Annotated in this window: 25 protein-coding genes, 1 tRNA gene and 1 pseudogene; 19 read left to right on the top strand and 8 right to left on the bottom strand. The window is 56.7% G+C overall.

The window, feature by feature from the left end; translation table 11 throughout:
• Positions 1-128: 128 nt before the first annotated feature.
• Positions 129-218 (bottom strand) — tRNA-Ser (locus VQ830_RS11140).
• A gap of 186 nt (positions 219-404) precedes the next feature.
• Between VQ830_RS11140 and VQ830_RS11135 the strand changes: the two genes are divergently transcribed.
• The 10 genes and pseudogenes from VQ830_RS11135 to deoA all read left to right on the top strand — a co-directional run bounded on the left by VQ830_RS11135 (position 405) and on the right by deoA (position 9,162).
• Positions 405-722, top strand: coding sequence for a hypothetical protein (locus VQ830_RS11135; RefSeq protein WP_337268159.1), 318 nt, complete (start codon positions 405-407; stop codon positions 720-722).
• A 244-nt stretch (positions 723-966) separates the two neighbouring features.
• Entirely contained in the window at positions 967-1,959 is a 993-nt protein-coding gene (locus VQ830_RS11130) for a BMP family lipoprotein (protein ID WP_337268158.1), read from the top strand.
• Positions 1,960-2,029: 70 nt separating this feature from the next.
• A complete protein-coding gene (locus tag VQ830_RS11125) occupies positions 2,030-3,541 on the top strand; it encodes an ABC transporter ATP-binding protein (RefSeq protein ID WP_337268157.1) in 1,512 nt (503 codons plus the stop codon).
• A gap of 94 nt (positions 3,542-3,635) precedes the next feature.
• Positions 3,636-4,742 carry an ABC transporter permease gene (locus VQ830_RS11120; protein WP_337268156.1) on the top strand — a complete coding sequence of 369 codons (1,107 nt, stop codon included), beginning with the start codon at positions 3,636-3,638 and terminating at the stop codon, positions 4,740-4,742.
• An 11-nt stretch (positions 4,743-4,753) separates the two neighbouring features.
• Entirely contained in the window at positions 4,754-5,725 is a 972-nt protein-coding gene (locus VQ830_RS11115; protein WP_337268155.1) for an ABC transporter permease, read from the top strand.
• 1 nt (position 5,726) lies between these two features.
• Positions 5,727-6,113, top strand: coding sequence for a cytidine deaminase (locus VQ830_RS11110; RefSeq protein ID WP_337268154.1), 387 nt, complete (start codon positions 5,727-5,729; stop codon positions 6,111-6,113).
• Positions 6,110-6,820, top strand: a pseudogene (locus VQ830_RS11105) (purine-nucleoside phosphorylase); the annotation flags it as partial. The gene VQ830_RS11110 and the pseudogene VQ830_RS11105, both read left to right, overlap by 4 nt.
• Before the next feature lie 64 nt (positions 6,821-6,884).
• Positions 6,885-7,076, top strand: coding sequence for a phosphorylase family protein (locus VQ830_RS11100; RefSeq protein WP_438617690.1), 192 nt, complete (start codon positions 6,885-6,887; stop codon positions 7,074-7,076).
• Positions 7,073-7,849, top strand: a complete 777-nt coding sequence (deoC, locus tag VQ830_RS11095) for a deoxyribose-phosphate aldolase (protein WP_337268151.1) — start codon at positions 7,073-7,075, stop codon at positions 7,847-7,849. The genes VQ830_RS11100 and deoC overlap by 4 nt, the downstream gene beginning before the upstream one ends.
• A gap of 2 nt (positions 7,850-7,851) precedes the next feature.
• Positions 7,852-9,162: a thymidine phosphorylase gene (gene deoA, locus VQ830_RS11090; protein WP_337268150.1), complete on the top strand. Its 1,311-nt coding sequence runs from the start codon at positions 7,852-7,854 to the stop codon at positions 9,160-9,162.
• A 69-nt stretch (positions 9,163-9,231) separates the two neighbouring features.
• Here the strand turns inward: deoA and VQ830_RS11085 are convergent, their stop codons facing one another.
• From VQ830_RS11085 to VQ830_RS11055, 7 genes are all read right to left on the bottom strand, one after another.
• Positions 9,232-9,807: a TIGR02281 family clan AA aspartic protease gene (locus VQ830_RS11085; protein WP_337268149.1), complete on the bottom strand. Its 576-nt coding sequence runs from the start codon at positions 9,805-9,807 to the stop codon at positions 9,232-9,234.
• A 119-nt stretch (positions 9,808-9,926) separates the two neighbouring features.
• Complete coding sequence (gene upp, locus VQ830_RS11080; protein WP_337268148.1) at positions 9,927-10,556, bottom strand: uracil phosphoribosyltransferase; 630 nt, start codon at positions 10,554-10,556, stop codon at positions 9,927-9,929.
• 122 nt (positions 10,557-10,678) lie between these two features.
• Entirely contained in the window at positions 10,679-11,647 is a 969-nt protein-coding gene (locus VQ830_RS11075) for an adenosine deaminase (RefSeq protein ID WP_337268147.1), read from the bottom strand.
• Positions 11,644-12,864 (bottom strand): phosphopentomutase, encoded by a 1,221-nt coding sequence (locus VQ830_RS11070; RefSeq protein WP_337268146.1) that lies wholly within the window; start codon positions 12,862-12,864, stop codon positions 11,644-11,646. Before VQ830_RS11070 ends, VQ830_RS11075 begins: the two co-directional genes overlap by 4 nt.
• Before the next feature lie 114 nt (positions 12,865-12,978).
• Positions 12,979-13,551 (bottom strand): TadE/TadG family type IV pilus assembly protein, encoded by a 573-nt coding sequence (locus VQ830_RS11065; protein WP_337268145.1) that lies wholly within the window; start codon positions 13,549-13,551, stop codon positions 12,979-12,981.
• The gene (locus VQ830_RS11060) at positions 13,548-14,123 is read right to left on the bottom strand and encodes a TadE/TadG family type IV pilus assembly protein (RefSeq protein WP_337268181.1); all 576 of its coding nucleotides are present in this window, start codon (positions 14,121-14,123) and stop codon (positions 13,548-13,550) included. Before VQ830_RS11060 ends, VQ830_RS11065 begins: the two co-directional genes overlap by 4 nt.
• Positions 14,124-14,274: 151 nt before the next feature.
• Positions 14,275-14,700: a pilus assembly protein N-terminal domain-containing protein gene (locus VQ830_RS11055; protein WP_337268144.1), complete on the bottom strand. Its 426-nt coding sequence runs from the start codon at positions 14,698-14,700 to the stop codon at positions 14,275-14,277.
• 344 nt (positions 14,701-15,044) lie between these two features.
• Between VQ830_RS11055 and VQ830_RS11050 the strand changes: the two genes are divergently transcribed.
• The 9 genes from VQ830_RS11050 to VQ830_RS11010 all read left to right on the top strand — a co-directional run bounded on the left by VQ830_RS11050 (position 15,045) and on the right by VQ830_RS11010 (position 23,146).
• Positions 15,045-15,242, top strand: a complete 198-nt coding sequence (locus VQ830_RS11050; RefSeq protein WP_337268180.1) for a Flp family type IVb pilin — start codon at positions 15,045-15,047, stop codon at positions 15,240-15,242.
• 175 nt (positions 15,243-15,417) lie between these two features.
• Positions 15,418-15,615 (top strand): Flp family type IVb pilin, encoded by a 198-nt coding sequence (locus tag VQ830_RS11045; RefSeq protein ID WP_337268143.1) that lies wholly within the window; start codon positions 15,418-15,420, stop codon positions 15,613-15,615.
• A gap of 61 nt (positions 15,616-15,676) precedes the next feature.
• On the top strand, positions 15,677-16,195 hold the full coding sequence (locus tag VQ830_RS11040) for an A24 family peptidase (RefSeq protein ID WP_337268142.1): 519 nt from the start codon (positions 15,677-15,679) through the stop codon (positions 16,193-16,195).
• A gap of 123 nt (positions 16,196-16,318) precedes the next feature.
• Positions 16,319-17,134: a Flp pilus assembly protein CpaB gene (gene cpaB, locus VQ830_RS11035; protein ID WP_337268141.1), complete on the top strand. Its 816-nt coding sequence runs from the start codon at positions 16,319-16,321 to the stop codon at positions 17,132-17,134.
• Between the two features lie 8 nt (positions 17,135-17,142).
• Positions 17,143-18,597, top strand: a complete 1,455-nt coding sequence (locus tag VQ830_RS11030) for a type II and III secretion system protein family protein (RefSeq protein WP_337268140.1) — start codon at positions 17,143-17,145, stop codon at positions 18,595-18,597.
• An 18-nt stretch (positions 18,598-18,615) separates the two neighbouring features.
• Positions 18,616-19,353, top strand: a complete 738-nt coding sequence (locus VQ830_RS11025; RefSeq protein ID WP_438617684.1) for a CpaD family pilus assembly protein — start codon at positions 18,616-18,618, stop codon at positions 19,351-19,353.
• A gap of 10 nt (positions 19,354-19,363) precedes the next feature.
• A complete protein-coding gene (locus tag VQ830_RS11020) occupies positions 19,364-20,641 on the top strand; it encodes a response regulator/pilus assembly protein (RefSeq protein WP_337268138.1) in 1,278 nt (425 codons plus the stop codon).
• 29 nt (positions 20,642-20,670) lie between these two features.
• Positions 20,671-22,134, top strand: a complete 1,464-nt coding sequence (locus VQ830_RS11015; protein WP_337268137.1) for a TadA family conjugal transfer-associated ATPase — start codon at positions 20,671-20,673, stop codon at positions 22,132-22,134.
• Between the two features lie 4 nt (positions 22,135-22,138).
• The gene (locus VQ830_RS11010; protein ID WP_337268136.1) at positions 22,139-23,146 is read left to right on the top strand and encodes a type II secretion system F family protein; all 1,008 of its coding nucleotides are present in this window, start codon (positions 22,139-22,141) and stop codon (positions 23,144-23,146) included.
• The last annotated feature ends 6 nt before the right edge of the window (positions 23,147-23,152 follow it).

Raw genomic sequence — 23,152 nt, 5'->3', positions numbered from 1 at the left:
GATCTCGGATATATCGACTTGGAACAGAGGACTTTGCAAACCATCGACAACCCGTTCGGCACGAGGTTGTTACCTATGTCTTAGGAACAGATTGTTACCTATGTATCCGGGTTGGACAATTGGGAACATGGCGGACAGAGAGGGATTCGAACCCTCGATACGCTTTCACGTATACACGCGTTCCAGGCGTGCGCCTTCAACCACTCGGCCACCTGTCCTGCTATTTGATCGCCGTGCGGCAAATCGTTGGAACGGCGCGATATATACCGATGTATTTTTGAGGATCAACCGAAATCTGACAGTTTCTTGAATGTTGGGAGAAAAGCTTCGCAAGTCCGTTGCGATTTCAGTCCCTGCCGCCTATTCAATCGCTATTGCCGGCTCCGAACTGGATGATGTTTCCGATGCGCTTGCTTTTCCGCCTGGCTAGTCTTGCCGCTCTCGTAACGGCCATCGCGGCTGGCGTGGTCGATTCTATCAAATCCGTTGCCGCCGCACGGGTCGCCTTCACCCCGCTGGGCGAGGCATGGCAGGAGCTTTCCGCTGGAAGTTTGGCAGCAGTTCGAGGCGCGGCCGCGTATTACATCCACCCTGCTTTCGACAAGCAGTTATTGAGCTGGCTCATGGCTCAGCCCGCTTTTGCAGTATTCCTGATACTGGCACTCGTTCTGTGGATGATTGGCTATAAAAAGCCGAAGCCTGCCGGTCGTTTTGCGGTTTGAGCAGGGCGGGATGCACGGTTTTTCGGCAGATCTCAGCAGGAAATGCCTCGAAATCGCTTGCAGTGATCATGTTTAAGCCGTCCTCGGCAAAGTTTGACCAACAGAAAAATTTCTGGTGAATTTTTGGAAGAGGCATGCAAGGATGCCGCCGGTCGGTCTCAGGGGAGGCTGGCGGTTCCGCAAACATGTCCCTCGACGGGCTTGCGGAAGGAGCCGAACGAATTAGAAACAACAGGGCTGCATCATGAAGAAATCCCTCCTTGCTCTCCTTTCTGTGGTGGCGATGTCCACAACAGCGCTTGCGGCAGATCTGAAGCCGGCGCTGGTTTATGGTACGGGCGGCAAATTCGACAAATCCTTCAATGAGGCAGCCTATAATGGCGCCGAGAAATTCAAGAAGGAAACCGGAATTGCCTATCGCGATTTCGAGCCGACGGGAGATACGCAGGGCGAACAGGCCATCCGCAACTTCGCAAGCCGTGGCTTCAATCCGGTCGTCGCCGTTTCCTTCGCCTGGACTTCGGCCATGGAAAAAGTTGCTCAGGAATTTCCAAATACGAAGTTCGTGATCGTCGACTCGGTTGTGGACAAGCCGAACGTACGCTCGGTTGTCTACAAGGAAGAAGAAGGTTCATACCTGGTGGGCGTACTTGCCGGCCTGGCTTCCAAATCCGGCAAGATCGGTTTCGTTGGCGGCATGGATATTCCGCTGATCCGCAAGTTTGAATGTGGTTACGAGCAGGGCGCTCGCTCCGTGAAATCGAACATCGAAGTCTTCCAGAACATGACCGGCACGACCGGTGCAGCATGGAACGATCCGGTGCGCGGCGGTGAGCTGACCAAGAACCAGATCGACCAAGGCGCTGACGTGATTTATGCAGCCGCTGGTGCAACGGGCCTCGGCGTCCTCCAAACCGCTGCCGATAACAAGAAACTTTCGATTGGCGTTGACTCCAACCAGAACCACCTGCACCCGGGCTCTGTGCTGACCTCGATGGTCAAGCGCGTCGATCTCGCCGTCTACAATGCATTCTCCGATGTGAAGAACGACAAGTTTACGGGCGGCACTCAGGTGCTCGGCGTCAAGGATGACGGTGTGATGGCGGCGATCGACGACAATAATAAGTCGCTGATCACGCCGGAAATGCAGTCGGCCGTCGAGAAGGCAAAGGCCGACATCATCGATGGTAAGGTCAAGGTTCACGACTACACCACGGACAGCGCTTGCCCGAAGTGATTGAACGGTAACAGAGCGCGCGAATGGCATCATAGCCAATGCGCGCTCTCTTTATATTCGGAGCAACCGCGTGACAGATAAACCCGCGCTTGAACTGCTCGGCATCGACAAGAAGTTCGGCCCAGTCCACGCCAATAAAAATATTAATTTGACGGTCGCCAAGGGATCGATTCACGGGATCATCGGTGAGAACGGTGCCGGTAAATCGACCCTGATGTCGATCATTTATGGATTTTACCAGGCCGATTCCGGAGAAATCCGGGTCAATGGATCGCCTGTAACGATCAAGGACAGCCAGTCCGCCATTGCCGTTGGAATTGGCATGGTCCATCAGCATTTCATGCTGGTCGACAATTTCACCGTGCTTGAAAACATCATGCTTGGTGCAGAAGGAGGCGCCTTGCTTGCCAAGGGCGTATCGGCCGCCCGCGCCGAATTGCGGCGTCTTGAAAAAGAATACAGCCTCGAGGTTAATCCCGATACGCCCGTCGAGAACCTGCCGGTCGGTCTTCAGCAGCGCGTTGAAATCCTCAAAGCCATGTATCGCGGTGCCGAGATCCTTATCCTCGATGAGCCGACTGGTGTCTTGACCCCTGCAGAAGCAGACCATCTGTTCCGCGTTCTTCGCGTTCTGCGTGATCAGGGTAAGACGATCATCTTGATCACGCATAAGCTGCGCGAAATCATGGCAATCACCGATACCGTTTCTGTCATGCGTCGCGGCGAGCTCGTGGCAACCCGCAAAACGGCCGAAACGACCGTTGCCGAACTGGCAGAGCTCATGGTCGGACGACGTGTTCTTCTGCGCGTCGAAAAAGGTGTGGGGACACCCGGCAAGGTGATCCTTTCGGTCCGCAACCTCACGGTCAAGGACAACCGTGGCGTCACGATGGTCGATAACGTTTCTTTCGATGTGAGAGCGGGCGAGATCGTTGGTATTGCCGGTGTCGCCGGCAACGGTCAGTCGGAACTTCTCGAAGCGATCGCCGGCATCCGAAGGCCGCATTCGGGCGAAATCTTCCTCGACGGCATGCCGATCGATAAAGCTGATCCCGCGCGACTGCGTGAACTCGGCCTTGCCCATATTCCCGAAGATCGACATCATATGGGACTGGTGCTGAAATTTGAGGAATACGAAAATTCCATGCTCGGCTACCACCGCAATCCGGCTTATGGGCGCGGGCCGATGCTCGATCTCGCAGCGATCCGCAAGGACGCGATGGAGAAGATCGAGAAATACGATATCAGGCCGCCCAATCCCCGGCTCAAAACCGCCAATTTTTCCGGCGGCAACCAGCAGAAGATCGTGGTTGCGCGTGAAATCGAGCGCGATCCAACAGCACTGATCATTGGTCAGCCGACACGCGGCGTGGATATTGGGGCGATCGAATTCATCCATCGCCGGATCATCGAAATGCGCGACAGCGGCAAGGCAATTCTTCTCGTATCGGTCGAGCTGGATGAAATCCGCGCTTTGTCCGACCGCGTGCTTGTCATGTTCGCAGGTCAGGTCGTTGGCGAAACCGCGCCAGATGCTGACGAGCAGTCGATCGGCCTGATGATGGCGGGTATTGCAGCATGAAAACAAACCTCATGCTGAATGCTCGCCGGCCCTATCAAGCTATCATTGCAGCCGGCCTTGAGGCCTATGCGATAAGAACAAAAACAGGTTTGCGATGAGTACCGCCTCCGTTCCTCTTCCAAATTGGGTCAGCTACGGCCTGATTCCGCTTTTGAATCTCGTTGTGGCGTTTCTGATCTGCGGCTTCGTGGTCTGGTTGATCGGCGAAAGCCCGCTCCAGGCTTTATCGCTTTTGATCGAGGGTTCGCTTGGCAGCGGCGAAGGCATCGGCTTTACGCTCTATTACGCGACAAGCTTCATTTTCACCGGATTATCCGTTGCCGTTGCCATCCATGCCGGACTGTTCAACATCGGCTCCGAAGGGCAAGCCTATCTTGGCGGGCTTGGCTGCGCGCTGGCGGCCCTTGCGCTCGATCGCTACGTGCCCTGGTGGGTCACCATGCCGGTGGCCGTTATCGGGGCCGGCCTCTTCGGTGCCGCCTGGGCGGCGATCCCTGCCTATCTGCAGGCCAAGCGCGGCAGCCATATCGTCATCACGACGATCATGTTCAACTACATCGCCGCCGCGCTCATGGTCTATTTGCTGGTGCACGTCTTGATCGTGCCAGGCAAGATGGCGCCGGAAACCCGTACTTTCCTGGATGGCGGCCAGCTTCCAAAGCTTGGATGGGTCATGGAACTCTTCGGTGCGAGCCTCGGCGCCGCACCCTTCAACGTCTCCTTCATCATTGCGCTTGTGGCAAGTCTTCTGGTGTGGCTCCTGATCTGGCGCACCCGTCTCGGATTTGAGATGCGGACTTTGGGCATAAGTCCGTCTGCAGCGGCCTATGCCGGCATCGGTTATGCGCGTATCGTCATGATCGCTATGCTGATCTCCGGCGCTTTGGCCGGCATGATGGCGCTGAACCCGGTCATGGGCTCGTCGGCCCGCCTTCAGGTCGAGTTCGTCGGTGGCGCAGGCTTCGTTGGCATTGCCGTGTCTCTCATGGGCCGCAATCATCCTGTCGGCATTATTCTTTCGGCCATCCTCTTCGGTATTCTCTACCAAGGCGGCGACTGGATCTCCTTCGAAATGCCGAACATCACGCGCGAAATGATCCTGGTCATCCAGGGCCTCGTCATTTTGTTCGCCGGCGCTCTGGAATATATGTTCCGGCCGGCGATGGTTCGCGTCTATCAGTGTTTAGCAAAACCGGCATAAGGGAGGATTGGATGGAGTATTATGAAATCTTCATTAGCGTCCTGAGCTCGACGATCCGACTCTCGATCCCGCTGATCTTCACCGCCTTGGCCGGGCTGTTCTCAGAGCGTGCCGGCGTCTTCGATATCGGTCTTGAAGGCAAGATGCTGGGTTCGGCTTTTGCTGCTGCCTGTGTGGCTTATCTGACTGGCTCGCCTTGGCTCGGTCTAGCTGCGGGCATCGTCTGCTCGGTGGCGCTCAGCCTTGTGCATGGCTTTGCCTCGATCACCAATCGCGGCAACCAGATCATCTCCGGCGTCGCCATCAATTTCTTCGTTGCCGGGATTACCATCGTTCTTGGTCAGGCTTGGTTCGGCCAGGGCGGACGTACGCCGCAGCTTGCGGGTGAAGCGCGCTTTTCGCCGATTATCCTGCCGGGCGCCGAGATGATCAGGCCAATTCCGATCATCGGGCCGCTCTATGCCGGCGTCATTTCCGGCAATAATATCCTAACTTACCTCGCCTTCGTGGCCGTGCCCTTGTCATGGTGGATATTGTATCGCACGCGCTTTGGTCTTCGCATGCGTGCGGTCGGCGAAAATCCCGGCGCGGTCGATACTGCCGGTATTTCCGTAGCCTGGCTGCGTTATCGTGCCGTGATTTGCGCCGGTATCCTCTGCGGCTTTTCTGGCACCTACCTCGCCATCGCGCAATCGGCGGCCTTCATCAAGGATATGTCGGCCGGCAAAGGCTATATCGCGCTCGCCGCGCTGGTGTTCGCCAAGTGGAAGCCTGTCCCCGTCATGTTCGCCTGCCTTCTGTTCGGCTTCTTGGATGCGATGGCCAACTTCATGCAGGGCAAATCGGTTCCGCTGATCGGTGAAGTTCCGGTTCAGATTTTCCAGGCCTTGCCTTATGTTCTGACCTGCGTCCTGCTTGCCGGTTTCATTGGCTCTGCCATTCCCCCGAAAGCCGGCGGCGTGCCTTATGTAAAGGAGCGTTGACATGTCTCATGATCTTTTCGAAGCAGCACGCGGCGCGATGGCATTTGCGCATGCGCCTTATTCGAAATTCCCTGTCGGCGCTGCCATCCGCGCCGAAGATGGAAAGATCTATACCGGCGCCAACATCGAAAACCTTTCCTTTCCACAAGGCTGGTGTGCCGAGCCGACAGCCATCGGCGCCATGATCATGGGCGGCGCAAAGAAAATCGTCGAGATAGCGGTCATTGCGGAGAAGCTGGCCCTCTGCCCACCCTGTGGCGGATGCCGCCAGAAGATCTCCGAATTCGCCTCCAAGGAAACACGCATCTATCTGTGTGACGATGGCGGCGTGAAAAAAACGATGACCATGGATGAGCTTCTGCCTTTTTCCTTCGAAACGGAACTTTGATGAGCGCGCTCTCGCTATTGCAGGAGCGACTGAAGGGACTTCAGCCAGCCTGCGCCATCGTCCTAGGTTCCGGCCTCGGCTCGATCGTGGAGGAACTGGCTGACGTCACGCGCATCGGCTTCGATGAACTGGAAGGGTTTCCGCAAAGTTCTGTCTCTGGCCATGCCGGCGAGGTCATGGTCGGGCGGCTCAGCGGCACTCCTGTACTTATGCTTGCCGGACGCGCGCACTATTACGAAAAGGGCGATGCCGGAACTATGCGTCGGCCGATCGAGACCATCAAGGCGCTGGGTATCGATACGCTCATCCTGACCAATGCAGCTGGCTCGTTGCGAGAAGATATGCCGCCAGGTTCGGTGATGCGCATCACGGATCATATCAACTTTTCCGGTACGAATCCGCTGATTGGAGAACCGAGCGATCGGCGTTTCGTCGGGCTTACCAACGCTTATGACGCCGATCTTGGTCATTCCATGCGTCAAGCCGCCGAGCGCTGCGGCGTTCCGCTTGCCGAGGGCGTCTATATGTGGTTTTCGGGGCCGAGCTTCGAGACGCCTGCAGAAATTCGAATGGCGCGCATCCTCGGTGCCGATGCTGTCGGGATGTCCACAGTGCCGGAAGTCATCATCGCGCGCATGCTCGGCCTTAGCGTGCTGGCAGCTTCCGTGATCACCAACTATNTATATGTGGTTTTCGGGGCCGAGCTTCGAGACGCCTGCAGAAATTCGAATGGCGCGCATCCTCGGTGCCGATGCTGTCGGGATGTCCACAGTGCCGGAAGTCATCATCGCGCGCATGCTCGGCCTTAGCGTGCTGGCAGCTTCCGTGATCACCAACTATGCTGCCGGCATGACCGGAGCTGAGTTGAGCCATACTGAAACGAAAGAGATGGCGCCGCTGGGCGGCGCGCGTCTTGCAACTGTTCTTAAGGGTATGGTTGCCGCTGGAGAATTCAAAGCATGACCAAACATAGCGCAAGAGAGGTGGCGGCAGTTGCGCTGTCGCTTCTGGATTTGACAAACCTCAAAGATGACTGTGACGCCAAGCAGATCGAGACGCTGTGCGCACGCGCGCAGACGCCGTTCGGGAATGCGGCTGCAATCTGCATCTGGCCGCGATTTGTTTCGCAGGCGCGCCTCCTGTTGGGCAAGGACCATCCGGTTCGGATTGCAACTGTCGTCAACTTCCCAGGCGGCGATATGCAGGTTGAAGATGTCGCAGCGGAAACGCGCGAAGCGATCGCCGATGGAGCCGATGAAATCGACCTCGTCATTCCCTATCGTGATTTCGCGGCGGGGGACGAAGAGGCCGTCACGGCCATGGTTTCAGCCATTCGCACCGCCTGCGGCGAACATATCTTGCTGAAAGTGATCCTGGAGACCGGCGAGTTGAAGGATCCGGCCTTGATCCGCCGAGCAAGTGAGCTGGCGATTGCGTCAGGAGCTGATTTCATCAAGACTTCGACCGGCAAAGTCGCGCAAAATGCAACGCTCGAGGCTGCCGATATCATGCTGAGGGCAATTCGTCAGAGTGGACGCAAGGTCGGGTTCAAGCCCGCCGGAGGTATTGCCAGTGTTGCCGATGCCGCGCTTTATCTGCGACTTGCCGAAACCATCATGGCCCCGGACTGGCTCATGCCCTCAACCTTCCGTTTTGGTGCATCGGGCCTTCTTGACGATATCTTGAATGTCTTGTCCGGCGCACAATCCACTGCGGCAAAATCCGGCGGATACTGATCATGCTTCCGCAGGAGATCATTCGCCGCAAACGTGACGGGGAAGAGCTTTCTGCGGGAGAGATCGAAGGCTTCATTGCCGCAATCACGTCAGGGGGGCTGTCCGAAGCACAAATTGGTGCTTTCGCGATGGCCGTCAGGCTGAAGGGGATGAGCCGAACCGAGACCGTCGCTCTGACGCTCGCCATGGCGGAATCGGGCGATAGGCTACAATGGAACGATGCCGGAAGACCGGTTGCCGACAAACATTCGACAGGCGGCGTGGGCGATAATGTTTCGCTCATGCTTGCCCCGATCGCTGCCGCATGCGGGCTCGCAGTCCCGATGATTTCGGGTCGCGGGCTCGGCCATACGGGTGGAACGCTCGACAAGCTGGAATCGATTCCTGGTTATTCCATAGCGCCCGATCACGCAAAGTTTCGGGCGGTGGTGCGGCAGGCCGGCTGTGCCATCGTCGGCCAGACGGCATCGCTTGCCCCGGCTGACCGTACGCTTTACGCGATCCGCGATGTGACAGCGACCGTCGATTCGCCCCCGCTTATCACAGCCTCCATCCTGTCGAAGAAACTTGCCGCTGGGCTTGATAGCCTCGTCCTTGATGTCAAGGTCGGAAGCGGTGCGTTCATGGGCGACAGAACCGAGGCCATGCACCTTGCAGGCGCCCTTGTAGAGGTGGCGAACGGCGCGGGACTGAAGACGTCTGCCTTGGTGACGGATATGAACGAGCCGCTTGCAGATGCGGCGGGAAACACACTTGAGGTCATTCACTGCCTCGATGTTCTGACCCGGAAAAAGGCAGGCACCCGCAGCGAAGAGCTTATCCTTACCCTCGCAGCCGAAATGCTGGTTCAGGCAGGCCTTTCCGCTTCGCTGGAGGAGGCTCGAACGGCAGCTCTCAAGGCGCTCGACCGGGGAGATGCGGCGGAGCATTTCGCAAAAATGGTCTTCCTGCTCGGAGGACCTTCGGACCTCCTCGAGCGTCCTTCCGCCTATTTGGCCGTTGCTCCAACGATAAAGCCCATCCTGGCTCCATATCAGGGCTATCTCACCAGCTGCGACGCCCGTGCTGTTGGTATGGCGGTTATCGAGCTCGGTGGCGGGCGCCGCCAACCCTCAGACCGGATCGATCATACGGTGGGCTTTTCGGCGCTCTGCCCGCTCGGCAGTCACGTAGAGGAAAATCAGCCTATCGCCTTCGTCCATGCTGCCGACGACATCCAGGCCGAACGAGCGGCAAAAGCCTTTCTGGAGGCTTATACGATAGACCAGGCGCCTGAGGATCGACCACCTTTGGTGTTGGCAAGGTTAGGATAGAGTCCCGTCCATGGAGACGGCGGCGAGAATGCGTCCTGTCCTCCTTACGCCCGTTTGTTGCAGCGCCGGCTATTGATTGAGCGAAAGGGCGCCATCACTAACGGAGTAGGAACTGAGCTTGTTGAGAAAGCTCATCCCGATCAAAGTCGTCGAAAGGGCTTCATCTTTAAGCACCAGTGCCTCGACATTGCTGACCCGAACGTTTCCAACGGTGATTTCGCTGAGCGTCACCTTTGCCGCGCTTGTTCGCCCATTGGCGGTATTGACAGGATAGCGGAAATCAAAGGCGGCTGGCGACAGACCGAGCTTGGCTGCAACGCTTTGGTTGAGGGCGACATAGGTTGCCCCCGTGTCGACCATGCCGGCGATGAACTTGCCATTGACTGAGAACGTGCCGACAAAGTGGCCTTGTCCGTCAAAGGTAAGGCGTGCAGCACTTGTTGGGGAAGAGGCCGTCGATGGCAACGATGATGGAAGACTGCCGGTAGCGGCGGGATCGATGAGGTTGGCCGACATATTGTCGGCGACCGGCATAAGGCTCAGCAGGCCGGGGATTTGGGAAGTCACCACTGCCGTAATACTGGCAAACAGAATGGTGCGCATGAGCATGGGAACAGAAATCCTTCCTGTATAATCCCGCATCATGCGGGACCTTCTCCGCTAGACCATAAGTCCTGAAAAACTGCTAACGGACAACGGAGGAGCAAGCCGCATGCTCCCGGCTTCTCCTCTGAACTTTGCTTTTTTGGTTAAGCGAAGGTTAATTACTTGGTGCCGTACATACGGTCGCCCGCATCTCCGAGACCAGGGACGATATAGCCCATTTCGTTCAGATGGCTGTCGATCGCTGCTGTGAAAATCGGGATGTCGGGATGAGCAGCGTGGAAGTTCTTAATGCCCTCGGGTGCGGCCAGCAGACACAGGAACCTGATATTGTGCGCGCCCCGTTCTTTCAGCTTGTCGATCGCAGCGATCGAAGAATTGCCCGTCGCCAGCATGGGATCGACGACGATGATCAGTCTTTCCGCAATATCTTCGGGCGCCTTGAAGTAATATTCGACCGGTTGCAGTGTTTCGTGATCTCGATAAACGCCGATATGGGAAACACGTGCGGAAGGAACGAGCTCGAGCATGCCTTCCAAAAGTCCGTTGCCGGCGCGCAGGATCGAGGCGAACACGAGCTTCTTGCCTTCAAGGATCGGCGCTTCGATCGTCTCGAGAGGTGTTTCGACTGGTACCATCGTCAAATCGAGGTCGCGGGTCACCTCGTAGCACAGCAAGGTGGAGATCTCCCGCAGAAGTCGCCGGAAACTACCCGTAGAGGTTTCCTTGCGCCGCATGATGGTCAGTTTGTGCTGTACCAAGGGGTGATTGATGACGGTAACGCCATTCATGGCAAAGCCCTCTCGTTTTGTTCTTCTCGGCCCGTTTCTTTCATGGAAAGCACATCGACTGCAAGAGCGACGATCGTTTTCCTCATGGTATGAATGTGAAGGTCCGTTATCCCGACGCAAGGCTAAAGGGCCGCAAGAAGCCTCTTTCGTGTATCCTCGTCCACAAAGGCAGCTTCAATCCCGGTTCGCGTGAAATCGCCGATCTCTTCCTCGGAAAAACCGAATTCCTGCGCAGCAATCTCATATTCTCGCGCCAATGAAGTTCGGAAGAAGGGCGGGTCGTCCGAGCTGATCGTTACCTTGACGCCAGCCTCCTTGAGCTTTCTCAAAGGATGACTTTTGAAATCGTTATAAACGCCTAGCGCAATGTTCGAACCCGGACAAACTTCAAGAACCGTGCCAACCTCGGCGAGCCGAGCCACGAGCGTAGGATCGTCAATGGCGCGCACGCCATGGCCGATGCGGGTTGGTGAAACAAGATCGAGGGCATCAGCGACGCTGAACGGCCCGCACACTTCTCCCGCATGGATGGTCAAGCCAAGACCCGCGTCGCGGGCGATGTCGAAGGCGGGTGCGTAATCTGCCACGCGGCCCATTCTCTCCTCGCCTGCAAGGTTGAATCCCGTGATCAGCGGGTGACGCGCTTTTGCAGCAAAGCGTGCCGCTTCGATCACGCTCTCTGGTCCGAAATGGCGTTCCCCCGTTACGATGAGACGCGCTTCGATCCCATGTTTTTCCTTGGCAAGCCTGATCCCTTCGCAGGTTCCCTCGATATAGGCCTCCGCACCGAGCCCGATCCGTTTTCCGTGATCGGGAGAAACGATCAGTTCGCTGTAGATCGTGCCTACACCTGCAAGCTCTGCAAGATAGGTTTCCGTCAGGAGCGCGTAATCCTCCTGCGTGCGGTAGACATTGGAGATATGATCATAGCATTGAAGAAAACTCGCGAAATCGGTCCAAAGGTATCCCTGCGGACCAAGCCATTGCGAAAGATCGACATTGTATTTTCTCGCCTGTGCCTGCGTCAGCGATAAAGGCGCTGCCCCTTCGAGATGGCAATGCAACTCGACTTTTTTGATCAGGCTGGTCATAAAAAGCTCCGTCCTGCTGGACCAGCTGCGATGCCAAGATGTTCAGCGATGCTCTCGCCAATATCGGCATAACTGCCGCGCATGCCAACCGAACGCGAGCGAAGGCCAGGACCGTAGGCGATGATCGGAACGCGCTCACGCGTGTGATCGGTGCCCCGCCACGTCGGATCGCAGCCGTGATCGGCGGTTAAAATGATAAGGTCGCCCGGCCGTATCTTGCGATGGATCTCCGGCAAGCGGGCATCGAAAGCCTCTAGCGCCGCGGCATAACCTGCAACATCACGCCGATGGCCATAGATCATGTCGAAATCGACGAAGTTCGTAAAGACGAGGTCGCCATCTTCGACAGACTCCATGGCCTCGAGCGTCGCATCCATCAAAGCCGCGTTCCCATTGGCCTTCACCACATGGGTCACGCCGCGGTGCGCATAGATGTCGGCCACTTTACCGATTGCGTGCACACGACGTCCGGCCTCCACCAGCCGATCAAGCAACGTGGGGTTCGGAGGCGGTACCGAAAAGTCCTTTCGGTTCCCCGTTCTTTGAAAGTCTGCGGCTGTCTCCCCAATGAAGGGTCTCGCGATCACGCGCCCGATATTATAGGCGTCGAGGAGACCTCGTGCGACGCTGCAGAAAGCCATGAGCCGCTCCAGGCCGAAATATTTCTCGTGCCCGGCGATCTGAAAAACGGAATCTGCAGAGGTATAGCAGATTGGTTTGCTGGTCCTGATATGCTCCTCGCCAAATCGCGAAAGCACATCCGTGCCAGATGCGTGGCAATTGCCGAGTATCCCAGGCACCTTTCCTTCCTCGCACAGAGCATCGACCAGTTCGGCTGGAAATGCCTGATCGCCGGCGGGAAAATAGCCCCAGTCGAAATTGACGGGCGTACCGGCAATTTCCCAATGACCCGAGGGTGTGTCTTTGCCTTTCGATATTTCGTTCGCGCATCCAAAGATGCCGTAGACCCGATCCGGGATTGCCATGCCCGCCGGATACTGGCCCGTTGCAAGGCGAGCGGCCTCAAGAAGGCCAAGGACGCTAAGGTTCGGAAGCTGTAACGGACCCTCGCGCAACCCAGGCCGGTCGCAAACGCCAGCCGCACAGAACTCGGCAATATGGCCAAGCGTATCAGCCCCTTCGTCGCCATAATGGCCGGCATCAGGCGCTCCACCGATACCGAAAGAGTCTAGAACAAGAAGGAAGGCACGCGCCATCTTCAGATGGTCCTTTATCAAACTCGGGCGATTTGTCGTCTTTGCGCCGCCTGCGTCAAGCAAAATCCGGCGTTGTGCACAAAGCTGCCGGTCGAACGATGCCGGTCCGCGCCCTCAACAAAGGCTGCAGCCGATGGCGTCGCCTTGCCTTTGCCTATAATAATAGGTCCGCTTGATCGTAATGGTGCGCAATGCGCCCGGAAGAAAAGTCGGCGTGAAGGTCAGCGAATAGGGAAGCAGAAACTCCGTGCGGATGTAAAAGCTGTTTGGCGTTTGAAGTTCGCTTGGCAAATTGACGTTCGACTGGACTGAATATGGCCGGCTGTTGTCCTGCGCCCATGACCAGGTCACCGAGCCTTTGCCCGTATTGTCGGTTTGGACGGCGGTTATCTTCAGCGCCATGCCAGTGCTGGAATAGGGCACGAGAATGGACTTTGCCACATAGGGCATGTCCTGGAGCCAGGTTGGCGATACAGCCTGTTGCTGTGTCACGATGTCGGCGACCGCTGCGCCCGCACGCGCCACGCGCTTGCTGATGCTAAGACCGATCGTAAGTTCAAACGAGCAGATGTAGATGACCAGCAGGATCGGGAAGACGATTGCAAACTCCACGGCGCCAGCACCGGAGCGGCTGGTCGCAAATCGCTTGATCGCTGTAGGAACGATGAGCGCCCTTTTCCACATCATGGATAGTGCTCGTTCTGGAAGGCGGCTGTCCCCACGATTAGAAAATCACGCGGCATGGAGCCATCGGCCGGCCGAATGGTGGTCACATAAGGTCGAATGATATCCGTGATGATCTGCCACCGATAATAAACGCGCACCATGTTGATCGTGCCTGGACCACCAAAGGCATACTTCATCTTCGAGGGGTCGAGATCGGCAAAGGCGGCTGAGGAAACTCGGGGGATGGCCGTCGGGATATTTGCAAAGGAGGTGAAGGTCTGGACGTCGACGTAAAGCTTTGCGGGCGCGGAGACCTCGCTACTCGAGCACTTGATGAGAATGCTGATCTCGTCGCAGACAGCCTGCCGGAACTGACCGACGGTGTTCATATCCGTCGTACGCCCCATATTGTAAGTGATCTGGCCGGTCCTGATCTTGCGGCTCAGCGTATCGACCGCCGAATAAACCAATTGCTCGCCTGCAAAAGCAACAAAGGTTTCCAGAATTGCAAAAATCACCATGAAGTAGGGAATAGCGAGAAGAGCGAATTCGATAGCAGCCGCACCGTCGGACGAACGCAGGAATAGCCGCATGCTTCTGCGGCTTGACGTTCCGGCCGCGTGCGGCTTTTGCCTTCTCAAAAATGCACTCATTGCGTTCTAATCTCTGACCACGGCAAATGCTAAAGTGCATTTGTTTATTTTCCGTTTCGAAAGAGCAGAGATTGCCGGCTTTGCAGCCGAATTAAGGGGTTGTGGCAGCCGGTGTCTGTGTCTGAGTAGACGTCGAAGACTGGGTGACGTCTTGTTCGCAAACGGGTGCGCAGGAAAGAACGCTGCGATCGGTCTGCCGGAACACTCTTACCGTTCTTCGCTCGTCGATGGTCACAAGAACGGTCTCGTCGACGACGGCATTCCCCTCAGCGTCGAGGAGAACCAGATTGGTTGTTCCGAAGTTGCGCCCTGTCAACACGATCGTTCTGGCATCTGCAACGGTCGCATCGGCGACGTCCGAATTGCCGACGATCACTTTCGTTACGGGACGATCAAGCTTCAGGACACGCGCCTGGTTCATATAGATACGAAGGAGATCATCCTCGGCCTTGGCCGTTTGTCCGCCGAGCAGGCAGGCCAGGCTGGCCGCAATGACCGCCGCGCCGCGGTTTAGCATCATTTCCTCACGCTGAAAGTAATGTCGCGCCCTAGAATGGATAAGATTGGTGAATGAAGCCTTAAGCACAAAAGCGGACATGTGCTGAAGTTTTGTGGAAGTGGGCGGGATGGCGAAAATACAAAGTATAGATTGTATTATTTCCAATATATGAAGTATTATTTTTGAGTTTAACCGGAAAATAAGTATTTTGTTAATGCTAAGTCGTTCGCTTTCTCAGATTAGATTTTCGTTAACCCTTTATTTTAAGCCGGCGGAAATTGCGTTTGGCTAGTGTTCCGCTCATCCGATCAACGGCAGGGTTGGCGGACATGCTGACATCAACCAACTGTTCGAGGAATATTATGGGCAAGCTTATTAGCCGTTTTCTCAAAGACGAATCCGGCGCAACTGCAATTGAATACGGTTTGATTGCCGCGTTGATCTCCGTTGCATTGATCACCGGTGCTGGCCTGCTGGGCAACAAAATTAACGCGACCTTCACAGGTCTCAGCACCAAGATGAACGGCGCTTGTACGGCTGCTGGCGGCACAGGCTGCTAATCTTCTAACACGGTGCTGCCTCTGATCGAGGCAGCCCTTTTCTAGAATGGCGTCCAATATTCATTGACGATTGAAGAGCCGGTTAACGCGTTCCTCATTAAGAAAACTGAAATGGGTATGATCCATGACACTTGGGCGCGTGTGAACGACAACGTTCTATTACCGGGAGTTTCAAATGGTCAATGTCATTAAGAAGTTCATCCGTGATGAGTCAGGAGCGACAGCAATTGAATATGGTTTGATTGCCGCGCTGATCTCCGTTGCTCTGATTGCTGGTGCCAGCTCGTTGGGTAACAGGCTTGGTGCAACATTCAACGGGCTGAGCACCAAAATGTCTGACGCTTGCACCAATGCAAGCATCTCAGGCTGCTGAGACGGGAAAAAAGTGCCGCTTGTTGAACCAGCGGCACTTTTACTTCATTGGGGAAAGATACGTGCCAAACATCATATCCAGTGCTTTGTTGACGGTCTTCCCTCTTTGCTTGGCCTTCGCGGCCATTTCTGATTTTCTGACGCTAACGATCCCCAATAGGATTTCGATCATCCTCATCTTGGGTTTCGTGCTTCTCGCCCCTTTAACGGGAATGGCATGGCCGCTTTTCGGTCTTCATCTGGCAGCCGGCGTCTGCGTCCTCATTGTTTGCTTTGCCTGTTTCGCTCTCAACATCATGGGGGGCGGCGACGCGAAATTATTGGCCGCAAGCGCGGTCTGGTTCGGTTTCGGCGAGCCGCTGATCCAGTTTCTCGCCTACACGGCTGCCATGGGCGGCGTTCTGGCGATCGTGATCTTGGTCGCGCGCAGTCAGCAGTCGCTGCTTGCTGCAGCGGGCGTTAGGCTTCCCCAGTCTTTCCTGACAACACGTAAAATTCCTTATGGCATTGCCATAGCGGCGGGTGGCTTTCTAGCCTTTCCGTCCACCCCATTGTTTGACAATGCAATGTCATTGATGTGAAGCAAGTATAGCCCATGTTAAAGTCTCTTTAACCAAAATAATAAGGGCTCCATTAACTATAATTACACCAATTGGCGGCAATTCTCCGGGACAAGCAGAGCTGAGTCCTGAGGGGATAATTCTATGAAACCCGCGCGGTTGGTGATTATGGGAGTGGCCGTTGTTGCAGCGGGACTCGCTGGCTTCATCGCCATGAATCTGGCCGGCCGTCAGAATGTCGTCACTCAGGTCCAGTCCGTCATTGAAAGAGAACCGAGCGTTAACGTGCTCGTCGTCAGCGCCAATATGCCGGTTGGCGCACGCATCAACGAGAAGTCGGTGCGCTGGATGCCTTGGCCCAAAAGCGGTGTCGTCGCAGGCCTTGTAACGGAGAGCGAAAAACCAAACGCTATTCGCGATCTTCAGGGTGCAGTGGTACGGCTGCCGCTCTTTGAAGGCGAGCCGCTTCGTCCTGAAAAGGTGGCCGATTCGTCAAGTCGGGTCATGTCGTCTCTCTTGCCGGCCGGTAAGCGCGCCGTCGCCACGGATATCACGGCTGTGACGGGTGCTGGCGGCTTTATTCTTCCCAATGATCGCGTCGACGTTCTCATGGTCCGCAAGCCTGAGGCGGACGGCAAATATCGAAGTGAAACGGTCCTTACAAACGTCAGGGTCCTCGCGATCGATCAGCAAATCCAGGAAAAGGAAGACGGCTCCAAAACGGTGCTGGGAACGACTGCGACCTTGGAGCTGACTCCAGACCAGGCAAAGGCATTGACGGTCGCCCAGCAGCTGGCGGTGCGCATTTCGCTGGCACTCCGCTCCGTTGCCGATTCCCAGGAGAAGGACACAGTCGCCCCCGAAGATCTCCTGACGGGTCCCGATTCCAGCAGCATGGTGCAGGTCATCAAGTCCGGCAAGATCGCCCCGGATGGCTTTACGCCGCCAAAGAGCGAGTAGGAAAGAAAATGGGCGAAACGGTCCAACTTAGAAATGGCTTCATTCGCGGTGGCTTGTCTCTGGCCTTGGCCATTTCGGGCCTGCTGCCGATGACAGCCAACATTGCGCACGCCGACAGCGACAGTATCGTACGGATCGCACAAAGCGGTCCAGGCGCGCATCGGCGGCTGAAGCTCGGTCTGAAAAAGGCTCTTGTCATCGATCTTCCAGAGGATGCCCATGACATCCTGGTGTCTGATCCCACCATGGCCGATGCCGTGACGAGAACTTCACGTCGCATCTATCTGTTCGGCAAGACGGTCGGCCAGACCAATGTGTTCATTTTCGGCGCAAACGGTCAGGAAATCGTCAGTATCGACATCGAGATCGAACGCGACGTCTCGGGTTTGGAAGCGAACCTGCGCCGGTTCATTCCCGATTCGAATATCAAAGTTGAAATTGTTTCAGACAACATCGTGCTTTCCGGGTCGGTCAGAACACCGCAGGATTCGTCGAAAGCCGTCGATCTCGCCAGCGCCTTTCTCAAGGGCGGTGAGGCGACCACACAGCAAAGCACGACGGAAATCTTCGGTGAAAACCGGCAGCGCTCACAGGTCGTCAATCTTCTTCAAATCGAAGGAGAGGACCAGGTCACGCTGAAAGTCACGATTGCAGAAGTTCGCCGCGAAGTCTTGAAACAGATTGGCTTTGACAATCTCGTCAGTAACTCGTCTGGCGTCAGTGTCGCGCAGCTTGGAAACGTTGCGTCCGACAGGAATGCAGCGGCTGGCGGCGGCGGTCTTGCAGCCCTCTTCAAAAGCGCGATCGGCAAATACGACATTACCACCTATCTCAATGCGCTTGAGCAGGCCAAGGTTGTGCGCACGCTTGCCGAGCCGACATTGACGGCGATTTCGGGCCAGGCTGCCACTTTCAATTCAGGCGGCCAGGTTCTTTACTCGACAACCGACAAAGACGGCAACGTCACCGTCGTACCCTATAACTACGGGATCAACCTTGCCTTCAAACCGGTGGTTCTTTCGTCGGGGCGCATCAGTCTTGAAATCAAGACCTATGTCTCCGAGCCGGTCGCCGGCGGGGTGAACAACACCTATCAGCGGCGGTCCGCCGAAACATCGGTAGAGCTTCCTTCTGGCGGCTCCATCGCGCTGGCCGGCCTCATTCGCGATAACGTCTCGCAGGTGACGAACGGAACACCAGGCGCCAACAAGATCCCCATTCTGGGCGCTCTGTTCCGCCAGAAAAGCGTCGAGCGCGATGAAACAGAACTTGTCATCATTGCAACACCCTACCTGGTTCGGCCCGTCGCGCGCGATCAACTGAACCGGCCCGACGACAATTTCAGTGCCGCGAACGATGGCGACGCGTTCCTGCTCAATCGCGTGAACAAGGTCTATGGAGGGCGTCAGGCGCCCGTTGCCGATGCGCAATTCCATGGCTCTATCGGCTTCATCTACAAATAACCAAGGCGGGCATCAGTCATGACGAAAAATTCAAGCCGGCCAAAGAACCTGAATCACATCGCTGCTCGACGCTCTGCGATAAGAATCATGCCGCTCGTTGCGATCATCGCCACATCGGCGGTCCTGACGGGCTGCAATACCGAACGTGATACAATGACGACAGGGGGAATCCCGGACGATTACCGCCAACGTCATCCGATCGTCGTGGCCGAGGCGCAGCAGGCGACGGATCTGCCGGTGGCCAGCACAGATCGGCGCTTGACCATGGCGCAACGCGATTTGCTGCGCGGTTTCGTCCAGAGCTATCGTTCCAGAGCCTCCGGGCCGGTTTATTTGATGACGCCGAGCGGATCGCCCAATGCTCGTGCGGCCGCCGAATTGCGGCCTCAGGTCCGTAGCGAATTGATCGCGCGCGGCATTCCGAGCTCGAAAATCGTCTATAGCGGCTACCAGGCAGCAGGCCCGCAAGATGCTGCGCCCATTCGACTGTCATTCACGGCAATCACCGCAATGACCTCGCCATGCGGTCAATGGCCCAAGGATATCAATGCGGATATGGTCAATCAAAATTATTACAATTTCGGCTGCGCCACCCAAAACAATCTGGCAGCGCAGGTCGCCAATCCTGAAGACCTGATTGCGCCGCGCGGTATGACGGCGATCGACGCCGATCGGCGCGAGGCCGCGCTGAAGGAATACCGTGAGCGCAGCACTGTTTTGAAAGACACGGACACCGGCAACGCCGGCGGTTTTTAGGAGAGCTGGCGTGAGCGCGATGGATTATGCGATAAAGGCAGACGACCAAGCTCCGTTGATCGACGAGACGGCTTCCATGTCTGAACTCGAAGCGATCAGACCGTTGCCGCGGATTTCCATCCATGCCTTCTGCGAAAGCGAAGCCTTGCTGCGTGTGATGGAAAAATGCGGCCATGACCGCAGGATGAGCAAAGTCAGCCTGCGCGTGACGAGCGGCGGCATTGGTGCTGCAGTCAACATGTTTGCGGGCGCCCCCACCCCCAATCTCGTCATTGTTGAAACCAAGGCCAATCGGGCCGGTGTTCTGGCCGAGCTTGCCCCGCTTGCAGAGGTTTGTGATCCATCCACCAAGGTGATCGTGGTTGGCTCCTATAATGATATTCAGCTCTACCGCGAACTCATGCGCAACGGCGTCTCGGACTATATCGTTCAGCCGGTTCATATGGCAGATATGCTGCGCACCGTTGCCGGTATCTTCGCTGATCCCGATGCGGAGCCGCTCGGCCGCAGCATCGCGTTTGTCGGAGCCAAGGGCGGCGTCGGTTCCTCGACGATCGCGCATAACTGCGCTTTCGGCATTTCCTCTTTATTCTCTACCGAGACGATTCTCGCCGATCTCGATCTGCCGTTCGGCACAGCCAATATCGATTTCGATCAGGATCCTGCGCAAGGGATTGCCGAAGCGGTCGCCGCGCCGGAGCGGCTGGACGAGGTGTTTCTTGACCGTCTCCTGACCAAGTGCTCCCAAAATCTCTCCTTGCTTGCGGCCCCGTCTGTTTTGGACCGCGGCTATGATTTCGATGGGCTTGCCTTTCAGCCCGTGCTCGACGTTCTTCAGCGAAGCGCTCCTGTGACTGTCCTTGATATCCCGCATCAATGGTCTGACTGGACGCGGTCCGTTTTGGCCAATGTCGATGAAATCGTGATCTGCGCTGCGCCTGATCTTGCCAATCTACGCAACACAAAGAATATCCTCGATGCCTTGCGGCAATTGCGGCCAAACGACAAGGGTCCGCATCTCATCCTCAACCAGGTCGGCATGCCGAAGCGCCCGGAAATCGCGCCCGCGAATTTCTGCGAGCCCCTTGAGGCGGAGCCAATCGCCATCATCCCCTTCGACATCGCGTTGTTCGGCACTGCCGCGAATAGCGGACGAATGGTCAGCGAGCTCGATGCAAAGTCACCGACGGCCGAGATATTCTCTCAGATTGCGCACACCGTGACGGGCCGCGGAGCAATCAAGAAAACGAAGAAAAGTGGCCTTAGAGCCTTGCTTGGCAGGAAGTAGCTGCCGGGTAGGCGAGGGAGTATTCTGGAATGTTTGGAAAGCGGACAAGTGACGGGGTTGCAACCAAGGGCGGCGCGCCTGCGCCCGTCATTTCTGCGCCAACGTTGCCGACGCCGTCCCAGGGACCGGTTGTCTTTGCCGAAGCAAAGCCAGAACCTGCGGCTTCTTTCACGCCTGCAGTGCCGCAGCGTCGCCGTGCGCAGCGTACGGACGACTATTATCAGACCAAGGGACAGGTTTTCTCGGCTCTGATCGACACCATCGATCTCTCCCAGCTTGCCAAACTCGATACCGAAAGCGCACGCGAAGAAATTCGCGACATTGTCAATGACATCATCACCATCAAGAATTTTGCAATGTCGATTTCCGAGCAGGAAGAACTGCTCGACGATATCTGCAACGATGTCTTGGGCTACGGCCCGCTTGAGCCCTTACTGGCCCGCGATGATATTGCCGATATCATGATCAATGGCGCCGGCCAAACCTTCATAGAAGTCGGCGGCAAAACCATCGAATCGGAAATCCGCTTCCAGGACAACGCCCAGCTTCTGTCGATCTGCCAGCGCATCGTCAGCCAAGTCGGGCGACGTGTCGACGAATCGAGCCCGATCTGCGACGCGCGCCTGCCGGATGGCTCGCGCGTCAACGTCATCGCTCCACCGCTCGCCATCGACGGTCCTGCGCTGACGATCCGTAAATTCAAGAAGGACAAGCTGACGCTCGATCAGCTGGTGCGGTTTGGGGCCATCACACCAGAAGGTGCGGTGCTGCTGCAGATCATCGGTCGCGTTCGTTGCAACGTCATTATTTCCGGCGGCACCGGCTCGGGTAAGACGACGCTGCTGAATTGTCTGACGCGCTATATCGATGCGCACGAGCGCGTCATCACCTGTGAAGATACCGCGGAACTGCAACTGCAGCAGCCGCATGTCGTGCGCCTTGAGACGCGCCCTCCCAATATCGAAGGCGAGGGCGAGATTACCATGCGCGATCTCGTCAAGAACTGCCTGCGTATGCGCCCGGAGCGGATCATCGTCGGCGAAGTGCGCGGACCGGAGGTTTTCGACCTTCTGCAGGCGATGAACACCGGCCACGACGGTTCGATGGGAACCATCCACTCCAACTCGCCGCGCGAGTGTCTAAGCCGTATGGAATCGATGATCGCCATGGGCGGGTTCACCCTTCCTGCCAAAACCGTTCGTGAAATCATCTCCGGCTCCGTCGACGTCATCATTCAGGCCGCACGTCTGCGAGACGGGTCGCGCCGGATTACCCAGGTCACCGAAGTGCTTGGCATGGAAGGCGACGTCATCATCACCCAGGACCTTCTGCGATATGAGATCGAGGGCGAGGATGCCGCCGGACGTCTCGTAGGCCGGCATGTCTCTACTGGAATCAACAAGCCGTATTTCTGGGACAGGGCGCGCTACTTCAACGAGGAGAAGCGATTGGCGGCGGCATTAGACGCCATGGATGTGAAGTCGAGGGAGTAGCGCCGTGGCCGCTGTAGATCCGCTTGTTCTGATTGTGGCGTTCCTGACAGCCATTGCGGGCGCCGCATTCGCCTATGTCATCTTGTTTTCGCGTATCGAGCAGGACAAGAAAACAACCCAGCGCGTCTCGCGCCTTGCAGCATCCCAGACCGACCGAAACAACGTGAAGGTCGCGCGGGACCGCGTGCAGGAACTGTCGAAGCGCCGCAAATCCGTCCAGGACAACCTCAAAGATCTTGAGAAGCAGCAGCAGGAAAAGCATCGCCGCAACCTGTCGATGAAGGCGCGCCTCAGCCGTGCAGGCTTGTCCATATCCTTGCAGCGCTTTTATCTGATTTGTGGCATTACAGCCTTCATCGCCGCTTTGATGATGCTGCTCGTGGGCGCGCCGTTCCTTGTCGTTCTGGCCGCCCCGGCCGTCATCGGGGTCGGTCTGCCGCGCTGGGTGCTCGGTTTCCTGATCAAGCGTCGTCAGGACAAATTCCTCGAAGAACTTCCAAATGCGCTCGATGTTATCGTCCGGTCGATCAAGTCTGGTCTTCCTGTCAACGATGCCGTGCGGATGATTGCCACGGAAGGGCGAGAGCCGGTGAAGAGCGAGTTCCGCCGCGTAATCGAGTCCCAGCAAGTGGGCCTTAGCCTGCCGGAAGCCTGTGCACGATTGACGCTGTCCATGCCTGTGCAGGAGGTGTCTTTCTTCGCGATCGTCATCGCCATCCAGTCACAGGCAGGCGGTAACCTCTCCGAAGCACTCGCCAACCTTTCCCGCGTCTTGCGCGAAAGGCGGAAGATGAAGGCGAAAGTCTCCGCTTTGTCCATGGAAGCCAAGGCTTCTGCCTGCATCATCGGCGCGCTTCCATTCATCGTCGCTACGCTCGTTTATCTGACTTCGCCCAATTACATGCTGATCCTCTTCACCGATCCTCGCGGGCACCTGATCATGGCTGCCTCCGCAGTATGGATGTCGATCGGGATCTTCATCATGCGAAACATGGTCAACTTCGAGATCTAAGAAAGT

This window comes from Oryzifoliimicrobium ureilyticum (genome assembly GCF_037199735.1).
GTDB lineage: Bacteria > Pseudomonadota > Alphaproteobacteria > Rhizobiales > Rhizobiaceae > Rhizobium > Rhizobium ureilyticus.
This window is presented reverse-complemented; position numbering and strand designations above follow the sequence as displayed.